The sequence below is a fragment of the Algiphilus aromaticivorans DG1253 genome (assembly GCF_000733765.1).
In the GTDB taxonomy this organism is placed as follows: Bacteria; Pseudomonadota; Gammaproteobacteria; order Nevskiales; family Nevskiaceae; genus Algiphilus; species Algiphilus aromaticivorans.
Genome location: NZ_JPOG01000001.1, coordinates 3153169 through 3167500 on the forward strand (window position 1 = coordinate 3153169; position 14332 = coordinate 3167500).

Annotated in this window: 10 protein-coding genes, 1 tRNA gene and 2 rRNA genes (1 of these 13 cut by a window edge); 6 read left to right on the top strand and 7 right to left on the bottom strand. The window is 63.6% G+C overall.

The features are described from left to right. Window positions 1-10: 10 nt before the first annotated feature. The 4 genes from gap to U743_RS14670 form a co-directional block, all read right to left on the bottom strand. A complete protein-coding gene (gap, locus tag U743_RS14655; protein WP_043769246.1) occupies window positions 11-1015 on the bottom strand; it encodes a type I glyceraldehyde-3-phosphate dehydrogenase in 1005 nt (334 codons plus the stop codon). 103 nt (window positions 1016-1118) lie between these two features. Further along, a complete protein-coding gene (gene tkt / locus U743_RS14660; RefSeq protein ID WP_043769247.1) occupies window positions 1119-3116 on the bottom strand; it encodes a transketolase in 1998 nt (665 codons plus the stop codon). A 101-nt stretch (window positions 3117-3217) separates the two neighbouring features. Beyond that, window positions 3218-4171, bottom strand: a complete 954-nt coding sequence (locus U743_RS14665; RefSeq protein ID WP_043769249.1) for a helix-turn-helix transcriptional regulator — start codon at window positions 4169-4171, stop codon at window positions 3218-3220. A gap of 16 nt (window positions 4172-4187) precedes the next feature. Then, complete coding sequence (locus U743_RS14670; protein WP_043769252.1) at window positions 4188-4748, bottom strand: thioredoxin family protein; 561 nt, start codon at window positions 4746-4748, stop codon at window positions 4188-4190. Between the two features lie 178 nt (window positions 4749-4926). Between U743_RS14670 and metK the strand changes: the two genes are divergently transcribed. The 6 genes from metK (at window position 4927) to U743_RS14700 (ending at window position 12245) form a co-directional block, all read left to right on the top strand. Further along, complete coding sequence (gene metK / locus U743_RS14675) at window positions 4927-6099, top strand: methionine adenosyltransferase (protein WP_052368237.1); 1173 nt, start codon at window positions 4927-4929, stop codon at window positions 6097-6099. Between the two features lie 37 nt (window positions 6100-6136). Then, window positions 6137-7576, top strand: coding sequence for an adenosylhomocysteinase (ahcY, locus tag U743_RS14680; protein ID WP_043769255.1), 1440 nt, complete (start codon window positions 6137-6139; stop codon window positions 7574-7576). A gap of 88 nt (window positions 7577-7664) precedes the next feature. Continuing rightward, on the top strand, window positions 7665-8513 hold the full coding sequence (metF, locus tag U743_RS14685) for a methylenetetrahydrofolate reductase [NAD(P)H] (protein ID WP_043769257.1): 849 nt from the start codon (window positions 7665-7667) through the stop codon (window positions 8511-8513). Window positions 8514-8587: 74 nt separating this feature from the next. Continuing rightward, complete coding sequence (locus U743_RS14690) at window positions 8588-9607, top strand: extracellular solute-binding protein (protein ID WP_043769259.1); 1020 nt, start codon at window positions 8588-8590, stop codon at window positions 9605-9607. Continuing rightward, the gene (locus U743_RS14695; protein WP_156966465.1) at window positions 9591-11192 is read left to right on the top strand and encodes an ABC transporter permease; all 1602 of its coding nucleotides are present in this window, start codon (window positions 9591-9593) and stop codon (window positions 11190-11192) included. The genes U743_RS14690 and U743_RS14695 overlap by 17 nt, the downstream gene beginning before the upstream one ends. 6 nt (window positions 11193-11198) lie before the next feature. After that, complete coding sequence (locus U743_RS14700) at window positions 11199-12245, top strand: ABC transporter ATP-binding protein (RefSeq protein ID WP_043769261.1); 1047 nt, start codon at window positions 11199-11201, stop codon at window positions 12243-12245. Between the two features lie 58 nt (window positions 12246-12303). Here U743_RS14700 and U743_RS14705 read toward each other — a convergent pair. The 3 genes from U743_RS14705 to U743_RS14715 all read right to left on the bottom strand — a co-directional run. Next, a tRNA-Phe gene (locus tag U743_RS14705) sits at window positions 12304-12379 on the bottom strand. A gap of 90 nt (window positions 12380-12469) precedes the next feature. Beyond that, window positions 12470-12586: ribosomal RNA gene (gene rrf / locus U743_RS14710) — 5S ribosomal RNA — on the bottom strand. A gap of 95 nt (window positions 12587-12681) precedes the next feature. Beyond that, window positions 12682-14332: ribosomal RNA gene (locus U743_RS14715) — 23S ribosomal RNA — on the bottom strand; it runs 1232 nt beyond the window's last position.

Genomic DNA, 14332 nt, shown 5'->3' on the forward strand with positions numbered 1-14332 from the left:
CGTACTCCGCTCAGCCGGCCTTGGACAGCGCGACGCTGGTATCCAGCATGCGGTTGGAGAAACCCCACTCGTTGTCGTACCAGGCGCAGACCTTGACGTTGCGGCCGATGACCTTGGTCAGGCTCGGATCGTAGCTGCTCGATGCCGGATCGTGGTTGAAGTCGCTGGACACGAGCGGCCCGTCGACGATGTTCAGGATGCCCTTGAGCGGGCCGTCGGCGGCCTCGCGCAGCAGCTTGTCGATTTCCGCGACGCTGGTATCGCGCTTGGCGATGAAGCCGAGATCGACCATAGATACGTTGATGGTGGGCACGCGAATAGCGTAGCCATCGAGCTTGCCGTCCAGCTCCGGCATGACCAGGCCCACCGCCGCGGCAGCGCCGGTCTTGGCGGGAATCATGTTGTGCGTTGCCGAGCGCGCGCGACGCAGGTCCGAGTGGTAGACGTCGGTCAGCACCTGGTCGTTGGTGTAGGAGTGGATCGTCGTCATCAGACCCGACTCGATACCGATCCCGTCCTGCAGCGGCTTGACCAGCGGCGCCAGGCAGTTCGTCGTGCAGGAGGCGTTGGAGATGACGGTGTCGTCGGCGGTCAACGTGTCGTGGTTGACGCCGTAGACGATGGTCTTGAGATCCTTGCCGGCCGGCGCCGAAATGATCACCTTCTTCGCGCCGCCCTGGAGGTGCGCTGAGGCCTTGTCCTTGCTGGCGAAGAAGCCGGTGCACTCCATGACGATCTCCACGCCCAGCTCGCCCCAGGGCAGCTTGGCAGGGTCGCGTTCGGCCAGCACCTTGATGCGCTTGCCGTTGACCACGAGGAAGTCGCCATCGACGGCGACGCTGCCTGGGAACTTGCCGTGGGCGGTGTCATAGCGCGTGAGGTGGGCATTGGTCTCGGCCGAGCCGAGATCGTTGATGGCGACGATCTCGATGTCGTCGCGGCCGGATTCGAAGAGGGCGCGCAGCACGTTGCGCCCGATGCGACCGTAGCCGTTGATGCCTACCTTCACTGCCATGTGAGACCCCTTGCCTGAGCTGTTGCGGCGGCCTGCACCGCCCGTGTGGTGAACTTGTGCGCGCTAGTTTAATGCGCGCGACGCGACGAGCCCGCTGGCGGCCTCAGCCGAGCAGCGCGCGTAGCCGTGCCGCGACGTTGTCCTGGTCGAGACCGAAGAGCGCGTAAACGTCGGTCCAGGGCGCCGATTCGCCGAAGCGGTCCACGCCCAGCACGTCGCCATCCAGCCCGACGAAGCCCCGCCAGTACTGCGTCACGCCGGCCTCCACGGCCAGCCGCTTGCGCAGTGCGGCGGGCAGCACGTGCTCGCGGTAGTCCGCGTCCTGGGCGAGGAAGCGCTCGACGCAGGGCATGGAAACCACGCGCACCGCGCGGCCTTCCTGCGCCAGCGCCTCGGCCGCGCCCAGCGCCATCGGCACCTCCGATCCGGTGGCGATGACCACCGCTTCCGGCGCCTTCTGGGGCTCGAAGAGGATGTAGCCACCGCGGCGGATGTCGCCCACCTGTTCGGCCGCGTGCGGCAGCGCGTCGACATTCTGGCGCGTGAAGAGCAGCGCACTCGGACCGTCGGCGCGCTCGATGGCCGCCTGCCAGGCGACGGTGGATTCCAGCAGATCGGCCGGGCGCCAGACATCGAGCTGCGGGATCAGCCGCAGCGCCGAGGCGTGCTCTACGGCCTGGTGCGTCGGACCGTCCTCGCCGAGACCGATGGAGTCGTGCGTGTAGACGAAAATGCTGCGCTGATGCATCAGCGCCGCCATGCGCAGGGCGTTGCGCGCGTAGTCGGAGAAGGTGAGGAAGGTGCCGCCGTAGGGAATGAAGCCCCCGTGCAGCGCCAGCCCGTTCATGATCGCGCTCATGCCGAACTCGCGCACGCCGTAGTGCAGGTATTCGCCGTCCGGCTGCGTCGGCGTGATGGCGCGCGCCCCCTTCCACTGCGTGCCATTGGAGGGCGTCAGGTCGGCAGAGCCGCCCAACAGCTCGGGCATCTGCGGACCCAGCGCGTCGAGGACGGCGTTGGAGGCCTTGCGCGTGGCCAGCGGCTTGTCTGCGGCCAGGCCCTGCTCGACCAACTGCGCCACCATCTCCTGCCAGTCGCCCGGCAGTTCGCCACGCAGGCGGCGCTCGAGTTCGGCCGCGGCCTCGCCGTGCTCTCCGCGATAGGCCTCGAAGGCCTCCTGCCAGGCGCGCTGCGCCTTGTCGCCGGCGGCGCGGGCGTCCCAGGCGCTGTAGACCTCGTCGGGGATCTCGAAGGGAGCGTGCGTCCAGCCAAGCTCGGTGCGCGCGGCGCGGATCTCGTCCTCGCCCAGGGGCTCGCCGTGCGCCTTGGCCGTGCCCTGACGATTGGGCGCGCCGAAGCCGATAACCGTGCGGCACTGGATCAGCGTCGGCTGGCCGGTCCCCTCGCGCGCATTCTCGATGGCCGCCTGCACCTCGGACTGACTGTGGCCGTCGACATTGCGGATAACGCGCCAGCCGTAGGCCTCGAATCGACCGACGGTATCGTCGGCGAACCAGTCTGCGCACTCACCGTCGATGGAGATGCCGTTGTCGTCGTAGAAGACGATGAGCTTTTCCAGCCCGAAGCTGCCGGCCAACGAGCAGGCTTCGTGCGAGATGCCCTCCATGAGGCAGCCGTCGCCGATGAAGCAATAGGTGTAGTGGTCCACCGGCGTGTGTGTATCGCGGTTGTAACGCAGCGCCAACAGCTTCTCGGCCAGCGCCATACCTACCGCGTTGGTCAGCCCCTGTCCCAGCGGACCCGTTGTGGTCTCGACACCCGGCGTGATGCCGTTCTCGGGATGGCCCGGGGTCTTGGAATGCAGCTGGCGGAAGTTGCGCAGCTCGTCCAGCGGCAGCTCGTAGCCACTCAGATGCAGCAGCGAATAGAGCAGCATCGAGCCGTGACCATTGGAAAGCACGAATCGGTCGCGGTCGGGCCAATGCGGATCGCGCGGGTTGTGCTTGAGGAAGTCGCGCCAGAGCACAGTGGCGATATCGGCCATGCCCATCGGCATGCCCGGGTGGCCCGACTTGGCCGCCTGCACGGCGTCCATGGACAGGGCGCGCACGGCGTTGGCGAGCAGATTATGGTCAGTCACAGTGTGATTCCTCGGCGGCGCGTGTAGCGCCGCGGGCACAAGAAAATGGAGGCAGTCCGCTATTTTCGCCCGCCGCGCGCTTGCGCGGCAAGCCGCAAGGCTCAGTTCATGCCGTGGACGAGACGCGCCAGCGCACTGCGCGAGCCGACGCCGAGCTTGGCGTAGGCACGGTAGAGGTGGCTGGAAACGGTGGTCGGCGCCAGCCCCAGCTCTCGCCCGGCTTCCTTGTGTGACAGCCCCCGGCTCACCGCGTAGACGACTTCCCGCTCGCGCGCGGTTAGTCGATCCAGCGGCGTCTCCTCCCAGATGCGCAGCAGATAGAGATCTGCCAGCGGCTCGATCTGCACGCAGAGATCGCCGACGGCGAAGCGCGCCTGGCCGCCGATGCCGGCGCTGACGGCCTGCGGCAGGTGCATACCCTGCCAGTCCGGCATGTGTTGCGCGAGTAGCGCGATGAACTCCGGCTGGGCCTCGTGCAGCACGCCCTCGCAGTCGACGACGGCGGCGGGGCGGTCCGAGCCCTCCGAAGCCGGGCGCGCCAGATGCAGGAAGTAGTTGTGCGAGCAGGCGTGCACCAGATGAAAGCCCGCGACGCGGAAGTTCTGGCGGTCGCGCCGGGAAAAGGGGCGGTCGCGATCGAAGCGATAGAGCGACAGCAGCGTATAGAGCCCGCAGCGTGGATCCATGTGCCCCGAGCTGAGGATGCGCTCCACACCGAAGGGCCGGAAGCAGTTGCGATAGATACGGCTCTTGTAGAAAACCTCGTCGCCCTGAACGTCGCGCATATCCACCGGTGCGCCGGGGTTCTCCGCCAGCTTCGGGTAGATGGGGTTCTCGCCCAGCCAGCGTTCCAGCGCGTTTGCGTAGTCCTGATCGACCCCGAAGACCTTGACGTTATGAAAGCGCCCGCGCTCAGCGTGCCCCATGCCCCAGACAGCGGCGTCGTGGGGAACGATCACCTTCAGCTGCTGGAGCGCCCAGCGCTGGAAATCTTCGGCGGGGCGCTCGACGCCGGCGCGATAGAGCCGGCTGACGAAACGCTGCAGCGCGTCCATGTCGCTCAAGCGCAGCTCACGCGGCGCGCCATTTGATGTTGCAGCCCATGCTGGGCTGCTGCGGCTCGGGCGGATTGGCACCGGCCAGCATGGCGTCGAGGGCGGCGCGCAGGTCGGCCCCGTCGTTGGGCGCATCGTTTCCGGGCGTCGCGGCGTCGAGGCGGCCGCGGTAGAACAGCTTCAGCTCTGCGCCGAAGCAATAGAAGTCCGGGGTGCAGGCCGCCTGATAGGCCTTCGCGACCTCTTGGCTGGCGTCATGGAGGTAGGGAAAGGGAAAACCGTGCTGCCGCGCTTCGGCGGCCATCTTCTCCGGCGCATCCTCCGGATAGTTCTCCGCGTCGTTGGCCGATATGGCCACCACGCCAACGCCGCGCGCCTGGGCTTCGCGCGCGAAGCGGATCAGTTCGTCCCGCACATGTTTCACATAGGGGCAATGATTGCAGATGAACATGACCACCAGGCCGCTGGCGCCGCGCGCATCGTCGAGCGACACGGTGTTTCCGGTCAGCGGCTCGGGCAGCGCGAAGGCGGGTGCCGGCGTGCCCAGAGGCTGCATGGTTGAGGGGGTTAGCGCCATCTCAAGGATCTCCTGTTCGTGGCTTGCGCACCAGTTTATCTCGCGGGCGACTAGCGCGGCAGGGGGAGAATGAGGTAGAGTATCCGCTTATCCGCATAAGCGATAACAGCAGGAGAAACCAGTAGTGAGAGAACACCTTTTTACGTCGGAGTCCGTCTCCGAAGGCCATCCGGACAAAATGTCCGACCAGATCTCGGACGCCGTTGTGGACGCGATCCTCGCGCAGGACCCGCACGCCCGCATCGCTTGCGAGTCGCTGGTGAAGACCGGCATCGCCATGCTGGCCGGTGAGGTCACCACCACCGCCACGGTCGATTTCGAGGAGTTGGTCCGCAAGGTCATCAACGACATCGGCTACACCTCTTCGGCCGTCGGCTTCGACGGCGACACCTGCGGCGTGCTGAACGGCCTGGGCAAGCAGAGCCCGGACATCGCGCAGGGCGTCGACCGCGCCAAGCCTGAGGATCAGGGTGCCGGCGACCAGGGCCTTATGTTCGGCTATGCCTGCGACGAGACGGACAGCCTCATGCCGGCGCCGATCCAGTTCTCGCACCGCCTGGTCCAGAAGCAGTCGGAACTGCGCAAGTCGGGCAAGCTCGGCTGGCTGCGCCCTGACGCCAAGTCGCAGGTCAGCATCCGCTACGACACCGAGGGCAAGCCCTCCGGCATCGACGCCGTGGTGCTCTCGACGCAGCACGATCCGGACATCTCCCAGAGCGACCTCAAGGAAGCCATCATGGAGGAGATCGTCAAGCCGGTGCTGCCGGCCGACTGGATCAACAAGGACACCAAGTTCCACATTAACCCGACCGGCAACTTCGTGATCGGCGGGCCGGTGGGTGACTGTGGCCTGACCGGTCGCAAGATCATCGTTGACACCTACGGCGGCATGGCACGCCACGGTGGCGGCGCCTTCTCGGGCAAGGATCCGTCTAAGGTTGACCGCTCGGCCGCCTATGCCGGCCGCTACGTCGCCAAGAACGTCGTCGCCGCCGGCCTGGCCACCAAGTGCGAGATCCAGATCAGCTACGCCATCGGCGTCGCCGAGCCGACCTCGGTCTTCGTGACCACCTTCGGCACCGGCAAGATCGACGAGGCCAAGATCGAGCAGCTTGTTCGCGAGCACTTCGACCTTCGCCCCTACGCGATCCAGAACATGCTGAACTTGCTGCACCCGATGTATCAGCTGACTGCTGCATACGGGCACTTCGGCCGCGAGCCGAAGGAAGAGACCTACCGCTATACGGTCATCGAGAACGGCAAGGAAGTCGAGAAGAAGACCACATTCACCAGCTTCCCGTGGGAAAAGACCGACAAGGCCGACGCGCTGCGCGCTGCGGCTGGCCTTTGATCGCATCCCCCACTGCAAGCAACCAAGGAGTAACGCAATGAACGCATCCGTATCCCCCATCAACAAAGAGAACTTCTCTGACTACAAGGTCGCCGACATCGGTCTGGCCGACCTCGGTCGTCAGCGCATCCGCATGGCCGAGGAGGAAATGCCCGGCCTGATGTCGATCCGCGAGAAGTATGCCCCGCAGAAGCCGCTCGACGGCGTCCGCGTCACCGGCAGCCTCCACATGACCAAGGAGACCGCCGTTCTGATCGAGACCCTCGACCAGCTTGGCGCCAGCGTCCGTTGGGCTTCCTGCAACATCTTCTCCACCACCGATGATGCGGCCGCTGCCATCGCTTCTGCCGGCATTCCGGTCTTCGCCTGGAAGGGCGAGACGCTGATGGAGTACTGGGAGTGCACGCTGAACGCGCTGACGCATCCCAACATGGAAGGCCCGCAGCTGATCGTCGACGACGGCGGTGACGCGACCCTGCTGATCCACAAGGGCGTCGAGATGGAGAACGGCGACACCTGGTGTGACAGCGAGGGCGGCAACGAGGAAGAGCAGTGCGTCAAGGCTATCCTCCGCCGCACGCGTGACGAGCGCCCCGGCTTCTGGAAGAAGGTCGCCGAAGGCCTGCGTGGCATCTCCGAGGAGACCACCACCGGCGTGCACCGCCTCTACCAGCTCGCCGAACAGGGCAAGCTGCTGGTGCCGTGCATCAACGTCAACGATTCGGTCACCAAGTCGAAGTTCGACAACCTCTATGGCTGCCGCGAGTCGCTGGCTGACGGCATCAAGCGCGCCACCGACCTGATGATCGCCGGCAAGACCGCCGTGATCTGCGGCTATGGCGACGTCGGCAAGGGCTCGGCGCATTCGCTGCGCGGCCTCGGTGCCCGTGTGGTCGTCACCGAGATCGACCCCATCAACGCTCTGCAGGCCGCGATGGAAGGCTTCGAGGTGAAGACGGTGGAAGACGTCCTGCACGAGGGTGACATCTACGTCACCACTACGGGCAACAAGGACGTGATCACCTTCGATCACATGTCGAACATGAAGAACAACGCCCTGGTCTGCAACATCGGCCACTTCGACAACGAGATCCAGGTCGAGAAGCTGAACGAGGCCAAGGACGTGAAGCGCGAGACCGTGAAGCCGCAGGTCGACCGCTACACCTTCCCGAACGGGCGCAACATCTACATGCTCGCCGAAGGCCGCCTGATCAACCTCGGCTGCGCCAATGGCCACCCGGCCTACGTCATGTCGAACTCCTTCTCGAACCAGACGCTCGCGCAGATCGAGCTCTGGAACAACAAGGACAAGTACGAGAAGACGGTCTACCGCCTGCCGAAGAAGCTGGACGAAGAGGTTGCCGCGCTGCACCTCGGCCAGATCGGCGTGAAGCTGACCAAGCTGTCGAAGGAGCAGGCCGACTACATCGGCGTGCCGGTGGACGGGCCGTACAAGCCCGATCACTACCGCTACTAATCCGCCCACGGCTTTTTAAGCCGTAGCGGTTTCGGGGCGCGGCGCGCTACCTGCGCACCGCGCCCCTTTTTTATTGTTGAGAGAAAAAATGGCTACAACACCCTATTCCTTCGAGCTCTTCCCGCCGAAAACCGAGGAAGGCGCCGAGAAGCTCAAGCTGGTGGTCAAGCGACTCGCGGAGCGCAAGCCCGAGTACTTCTCGGTCACCTTCGGTGCCGGCGGCTCCACCCAGGAAGGCACCTTCGAGACCGTCCAGATGGTGATGCAGGAAACCGGCTGCGAGGCCGCCCCGCATCTCAGCTGTATCAGCTCGACGCGCGAGCGCATCCGCGACCAGCTGGCCCGCTATCGCGAAGCCGGCGTCAAGCGCATCGTCGCGCTCCGCGGCGACCTGCCCGCAACGGCGACCAGCCACAGCAGCGCGCCGGGCGAGCTGCACTACGCCAACGAGCTCGTCGAGTTCATCCGTGACGAGCATGGCGATCACTTCGAGCTTGAAGTCGGCGCCTATCCGGAAATGCACCCGCAGGCACCGGATATCGACACTGATTTCGCCAATTTCAAGCGCAAGATGGACGCTGGCGCCGATGCCGCGATCACGCAGTACTTCTTCAACATCGACGCCTTCGATCACTTCATGGAGCACTGCACCGCGGCCGGCATCAAGCAGCCGATCATTCCGGGCATCATGCCCATCGTGAATTTCGAGCAGATCGTACGCTTCTCCAAGGCCTGCGGCGCCGATGTTCCGCGTTGGCTGCACTACGGCATGGAGCGTTACAAGGACGACAACGACTCGCTGCGCGACTTCGGGCACGACGTCATCACGCGCCTGTGCAGCAAGCTGATCGAGCGCGGCGTGCCTTCGATCCACTTCTACACGCTCAATCAGTCGAAGCCAACGCTACGCCTGGTGGACAGTCTCGGCCTCAGCTGAGGCAATCCCGGCTAGTGGACGGGGGGAGCAAGCAGGAGGCATAATGAGAATGTTTCCCATTCTTGGTGTTTTCCATGCGCTGGCTTGCTCTCCTCGTCCTCGGTTCAACCGTCGCAGTTGGCTGCTCGTCGCAGAATGAGAGCGGCAGCGGCGACGAGCCGCTTATCGTCTATTCCTCGCGCAACGACCAGCTCATCCGGCCGGTCTTCGAGCGCTACGAGGAAGCCACCGGCGAAACAGTCCGCTATCTCACAGACAGCGACGGCGCGCTCATAGCGCGGCTGGAAGCTGAGGGCGCGCAAACGCCGGCGGATGTTCTGATGACGGTGGATGCGGGGAATCTCTGGCGGGCGGCAGAGCTCGACCTCCTGCAGCCTCTGGACTCGGAACTCGTGGCTTCCGCGATCCCCGCGCCTTACCGAGACAGCAAGGACCGCTGGACCGCCCTGTCTCTACGTGCGCGCACTATCGTCTACAGCACCGAACGCGTTGACGCGGATCAACTGTCGACCTACGCCGCATTGGCCAACGAGCACTGGGCGGACCGCCTCTGCTTGCGCACGTCGAAGAAGGTTTACAACCAGTCCCTGGTAGCCAGCATGATCGAACGGCTGGGATCCGAACGCACCGAAACCATCGTGGAAGGCTGGGTCGCCAACCTGGCGCAGCCGCCCTTCGCAAATGACACCGCGGTGATTGAAGCCATCGTCGCCGGTGATTGCGACGTCGGTATCGTCAACAGCTACTACTTCGGCCGCCTTGAAAGGGAGCGGCCGGAGATCCCCGTTGCGCTGTTCTGGGCGAACCAGGACGAAGGCGAGTCCGGCACGCACGTCAATGTATCCGGCGCCGGCATCACGAAGCATGCCGACCATCCCGAGCGGGCGCGCGCACTCATCGAGTGGCTCAGCCAGGGTGAAGCTCAGGCGCTGTTCGCCGAGCTCAACATGGAGTTCCCCGCCAACCCCGAGATTCCTGCCGCGAAGCGCGTACGGGCCTGGGGCGATTTCCGGGCGGACGACATGCCCATCGAGCGCGCGGGAGCGTTGCAACGGCAGGCGGTGCAATTGATGGACCGTGCCGGCTATCGCTGAGGCACCCGCCTACCGAGGCACGCACTGGCGAAACGGTCGTCTGTTACCGCTGGCGGCCGCACTTCTCTGTCTGCCCACGCTGATTCCCCTGGGTGCAACAGCGTGGTCATGGACTGCCGTCGACGTGGACCTGATCGGGCATCTGCTGCGGCATGTGCTGCCCAACGCTACGGGGAACACGCTGGCGCTGATGGTCGGGGTGCTCGCTGGCGTTTTGCTGCTGGGGGTCAGCACCTCTGCGCTAGTCGCGCTCACCGAATTTCCGGGGCGGCGCCCTTTCGCTCTCCTACTTCTGCTGCCTCTGGCACTGCCAGGCTATGTACTGGCCATCGCTTTTCTGGGGATCTTCGAGGGCGCGGGGTCAGTGTGGGCGGAGACCTTACGCATCTCCGGCTTTCGTGGCCTTGCCGGGCTCGTTTTCGTCCTCAGCGCCGCGCTCTACCCCTATGTCTTCCTTATCGCCCGCGAAGCATTTGCCACCACCGGGTTACGCGCCATCGAGGCAGCCCGTAGCCTGGGCCTGACACCAATGCGCGCCTTTTGGCGTGTTGCGCTGCCGTTGGCGCTGCCATGGATCGGGGCCGGCGCCAGCCTGGCACTTATGGAGGTGCTCGCCGATTTCGGCACCGTCGCAGCCTTCAATTACGACACCTTATCGGTGGCGATCTACAAAGCCTGGTACGGGCTTTTTTCCACCACGGCGGCACTGCAGATCGCCAGCGTGATGCTGATTTTTATTGTCGCCCTGCTCAGCCTGGAGTCGCTCGCGCGCCGACGCATGCGCTTCGAGAGCGTCGGCGTAGACACGATCCGCCGCCTGCCCCTAGGGCGGAAAGCGCGCTGGGCCGCGACCGCATGGTGCTTCCTCGTCTTCCTTGCCTGTTTCGCACTGCCGGTAGCCTGGCTGGCCTGGCGGGCCAGCGGTCGGCTAGACCTGGTTGATGGGCGCTTTATCGGATGGATTCGCAACAGCGCAACGCTGGCGCTCGCAGCCGCGGTGATCATCGTTGTGCTGGCGTCGCTGCTCGCCAGCATCGCGCACGCGCTGCCTACGCGGCTTCTGCGCACAACCCAACGCGTTGCCACACTGGGCTACGCCTTCCCGGGCGCCCTGCTGGCGGTGGGCCTCTACGTGCCCCTCAGCCATTTCGGCAGCCTTGCCGGAGGCGGTATGGCGACGGCGCTGGCCGGTGGCGGCGTCGCGCTGCTGCTGTGCGGATACGGCGTGCGCTTTCTTGCCGTGGCCCACGCACCAATCGCCTCCAGTACCATGCGGATTCCGCGCAGCAGCCTCGACAGCGCGCGACTGGCCGGTATCCCTCGCCGCGGCATCCTGCGGCTGGTCTACTTGCCAGCGCTGCGCAGCAGCATGGCAGTCGGGGCGCTATTGGTCTTCGTCGATGTCATGAAGGAAATGCCGATCACGCTCATGATGCGCCCCTTCGGCTGGGACACCCTCGCTATCCGCATCTTCGAGTTCACCAGCGAGGGGCAGTGGCAGGCGGCGGCAGTACCGGCGATGGTTCTCGTAGTCGTCGGCGTACTGCCCATCTGGCTACTGCAACGCCAGACCGGCCGGGGCTGAGCGCACGTGCTGGAGCTACGCAGCATTGCCGCAGGCTACGGCGACACTCCCGTGCTGGAGGACATCGGCTTCACACTGGCACGCGGCGAAAGCGCAGCCCTGCTCGGCCCCAGCGGATCGGGCAAAACCACGTTGCTGCGCCTGCTCGCCGGCTTCGAGGCCCCGACTGCTGGCAAGATTTCCTTCGAAGGCGTGTCCTTGAGCCGAGCCGGCGAAGCCGTTCCGCCGGAGCAGCGGCGCTTCGCGATGGTCTTCCAGGACTTGGCGCTGCTACCGCACCTTTCGGCTCTGGACAACGTCCGCCTCGGCCTGTACCGCATGCCGCGTGCGAGATCGCGTGCCCTGGCCCAGGAATCCCTTGCGATGGTCGGGCTCGGCAATCTAGGAGCCCGACGACCGCACGAGCTTTCCGGCGGGCAACTGCAGCGTGTGGCGGTCGCCCGCGCCATCGCCACGCGACCGCGGCTGTTGCTAATGGACGAAGCATTTTCCAGCCTTGACGAAGGCCTACGCCTCAGCCTGCGCGAAGAGCTACGCGCGCTGTTGCGGCAGCTCGGCATCACTGCTCTTCTCGTCACGCATTCCCATCTCGAAGCATTTGCCTTCGGACAATGGGTAGGCGTTCTGGATGCCGGGCGCCTGCAGCAATGGGATACGCCCTACAACCTCTATCATCGCCCCGCTACCCGCTTCGTTGCGGGCTTCGTTGGGGAGGGCGTCTTCATTCGCGGCGAGCTCGGTGGCAACGGCAACTACGCCACTACCGAGCTGGGGCGACTGCCTCTGTCACCGGGTCAGTCACCCAACGGCCCCGAGGTCGATGTCCTGCTGCGGCCCGATGACGTACTGCACGACGACGACAGCCCCTGGAAGGCCCGCATCCTGCACAAGAGTTTTCGGGGCGCCGAGTTTCTCTATGAAGTCGAGCTCGCCTCCGGAACACGCGTGCAGTCATTGGTACCGTCGCACCACAACCATCGCGTCGGCGAGGCAATCGGTATCCGCCTGAATCTCGAGCACGTCATCTGCTTTGATGCCAGGAGCACGGAATAGCGCGCACAAAAAAGCCCGCATAAGAGCGGGCTTTCTATTCGACGATACCAACAGCAGCTGGTGGCCAGGGACGGAATCGAACCGCCGACACGGTGATTTTCAGTCACCTGCTCTACCGACTGAGCTACCTGGCCGCGACGCTTATTGTAATCTCGACGGCGCCGGAAAATCGAGCGCCTGAAACAAAAAGAGCGCCCCGCGATGCGGGGCGCTCCGGGTTAAGAGCCTGGCAGTGTCCTACTTTCACACGGCGAGATCACCGCACTATCATCGGCGCTGAGCAGTTTCACTTCGGTGTTCGGGATGGGAACCGGTGGTTCCTGCTCGCTATAGCCGCCAGGCAAACTGGCTGAACACCTGCCTGGGCAGGTGTTCCAAATCGATCTGTAGTCGAACAGCTGTAAGCGTCAATGTCTTACAGAATGCTTGAGGTTATATGGTCAAGCCTCACGGGCAATTAGTACGCGTCAGCTTCATGTGTTGCCACACTTCCACATCGCGCCTATCAACCAGGTAGTCTTCCTGGGCCCTTCAGGGGACTTGTGTCCCGGCGAGATCTCATCTTGAGGTAGGCTTCCCGCTTAGATGCTTTCAGCGGTTATCCCTTCCACACATAGCTACCCGGCGATGCCACTGGCGTGACAACCGGAACACCAGAGGTGTGTCCATCCCGGTCCTCTCGTACTAAGGACAGATCCTCTCAAATCTCGAACGCCCACGGCAGATAGGGACCGAACTGTCTCACGACGTTCTGAACCCAGCTCGCGTACCACTTTAATCGGCGAACAGCCGAACCCTTGGGACCTGCTACAGCCCCAGGATGTGATGAGCCGACATCGAGGTGCCAAACTCCTCCGTCGATGTGGACTCTTGGGAGGAATCAGCCTGTTATCCCCGGAGTACCTTTTATCCGTTGAGCGATGGCCCTTCCATACAGAACCACCGGATCACTTAGACCTACTTTCGTACCTGCTCGACGTGTTTGTCTCGCAGTCAAGCTGGCTTATGCCTATGCACTCAAGAGCGCGATTTCCGACCGCGCTGAGCCAACCTTCGCACTCCTCCGTTACTCTTTGGGAGGAGACCGCCCCAGTCAAACTACCCACCATGCAATGTCCCTGACCCGGATAACGGGCCTAGGTTAGAATTCCAAATTTATCAGGGTGGTATTTCAAGGTTGCCTCCATGCGGACTGGCGTCCACACTTCAAAGGCTCCCACCTATCCTACACAAATAAATTCAGAATCCAGTGCAAAGTTGTAGTAAAGGTTCACGGGGTCTTTCCGTCTTGCCGCGGGAACACTGCATCGTCACAGCGAATTCAATTTCACTGAGTCTCGGGTGGAGACAGTGGGGCGATCGTTACGCCATTCGTGCAGGTCGGAACTTACCCGACAAGGAATTTCGCTACCTTAGGACCGTTATAGTTACGGCCGCCGTTTACCGGGGCTTCGATCAAGAGCTTCTCCGAAGATAACCCCATCAATTAACCTTCCGGCACCGGGCAGGCGTCACACCCTATACGTCCACTTTCGTGTTTGCAGAGTGCTGTGTTTTTGATAAACAGTCGCCACCCCCTCTTCACTGCGGCCCCCATCTGCTCAGGACGCGAAGTCCATCACATACTAGGGGCGTACCTTATCCCGAAGTTACGGTACTATTTTGCCGAGTTCCTTCACCCGAGTTGTCTCATACGCCTTAGGATACTCTCCTCGCCCACCTGTGTTGGTTTCGGGTACGGATTTCTACAACCTGAAGCTTAGAGGCTTTTCCTGGAAGCTTGGTATCAATCACTTCGGCCCCATTGGGGCCTCGGCATCACGTCTCAGCATTGATCCTCCGGATTTGCCTAAAGGACCTGCCTACACGCTTGAACCGGGACATCCAACACCCGGCTGACCTAACCTTCTCCGTCACCCCATCGCAGTTGTAAAAAGTTCAGGAATATTAGCCTGATTTCCATCGACTACGCCTTTCGGCCTCGCCTTAGGATCCGACTCACCCTGCGCCGAAAATCGTTGCGCAGGAAACCTTGGGCTTACGGCGTGCAGGTTTTTCACCTGCATAATCGTTACTCATGTCAGCAT

Bases quoted from the DNA above. Each gene is read 5' to 3' on its own strand.
- U743_RS14670 (WP_043769252.1), bottom strand. From the start codon at position 4,748: ATGGCGCTAACCCCCTCAACCATGCAGCCTCTGGGCACGCCGGCACCC.
- U743_RS14690 (WP_043769259.1), top strand. From the start codon at position 8,588: ATGCGCTGGCTTGCTCTCCTCGTCCTCGGTTCAACCGTCGCAGTTGGC.
- metF (WP_043769257.1), top strand. From the start codon at position 7,665: ATGGCTACAACACCCTATTCCTTCGAGCTCTTCCCGCCGAAAACCGAG.
- gap (WP_043769246.1), bottom strand. From the start codon at position 1,015: ATGGCAGTGAAGGTAGGCATCAACGGCTACGGTCGCATCGGGCGCAAC.
- ahcY (WP_043769255.1), top strand. From the start codon at position 6,137: ATGAACGCATCCGTATCCCCCATCAACAAAGAGAACTTCTCTGACTAC.
- U743_RS14665 (WP_043769249.1), bottom strand. From the start codon at position 4,171: ATGGACGCGCTGCAGCGTTTCGTCAGCCGGCTCTATCGCGCCGGCGTC.
- metK (WP_052368237.1), top strand. From the start codon at position 4,927: ATGTCCGACCAGATCTCGGACGCCGTTGTGGACGCGATCCTCGCGCAG.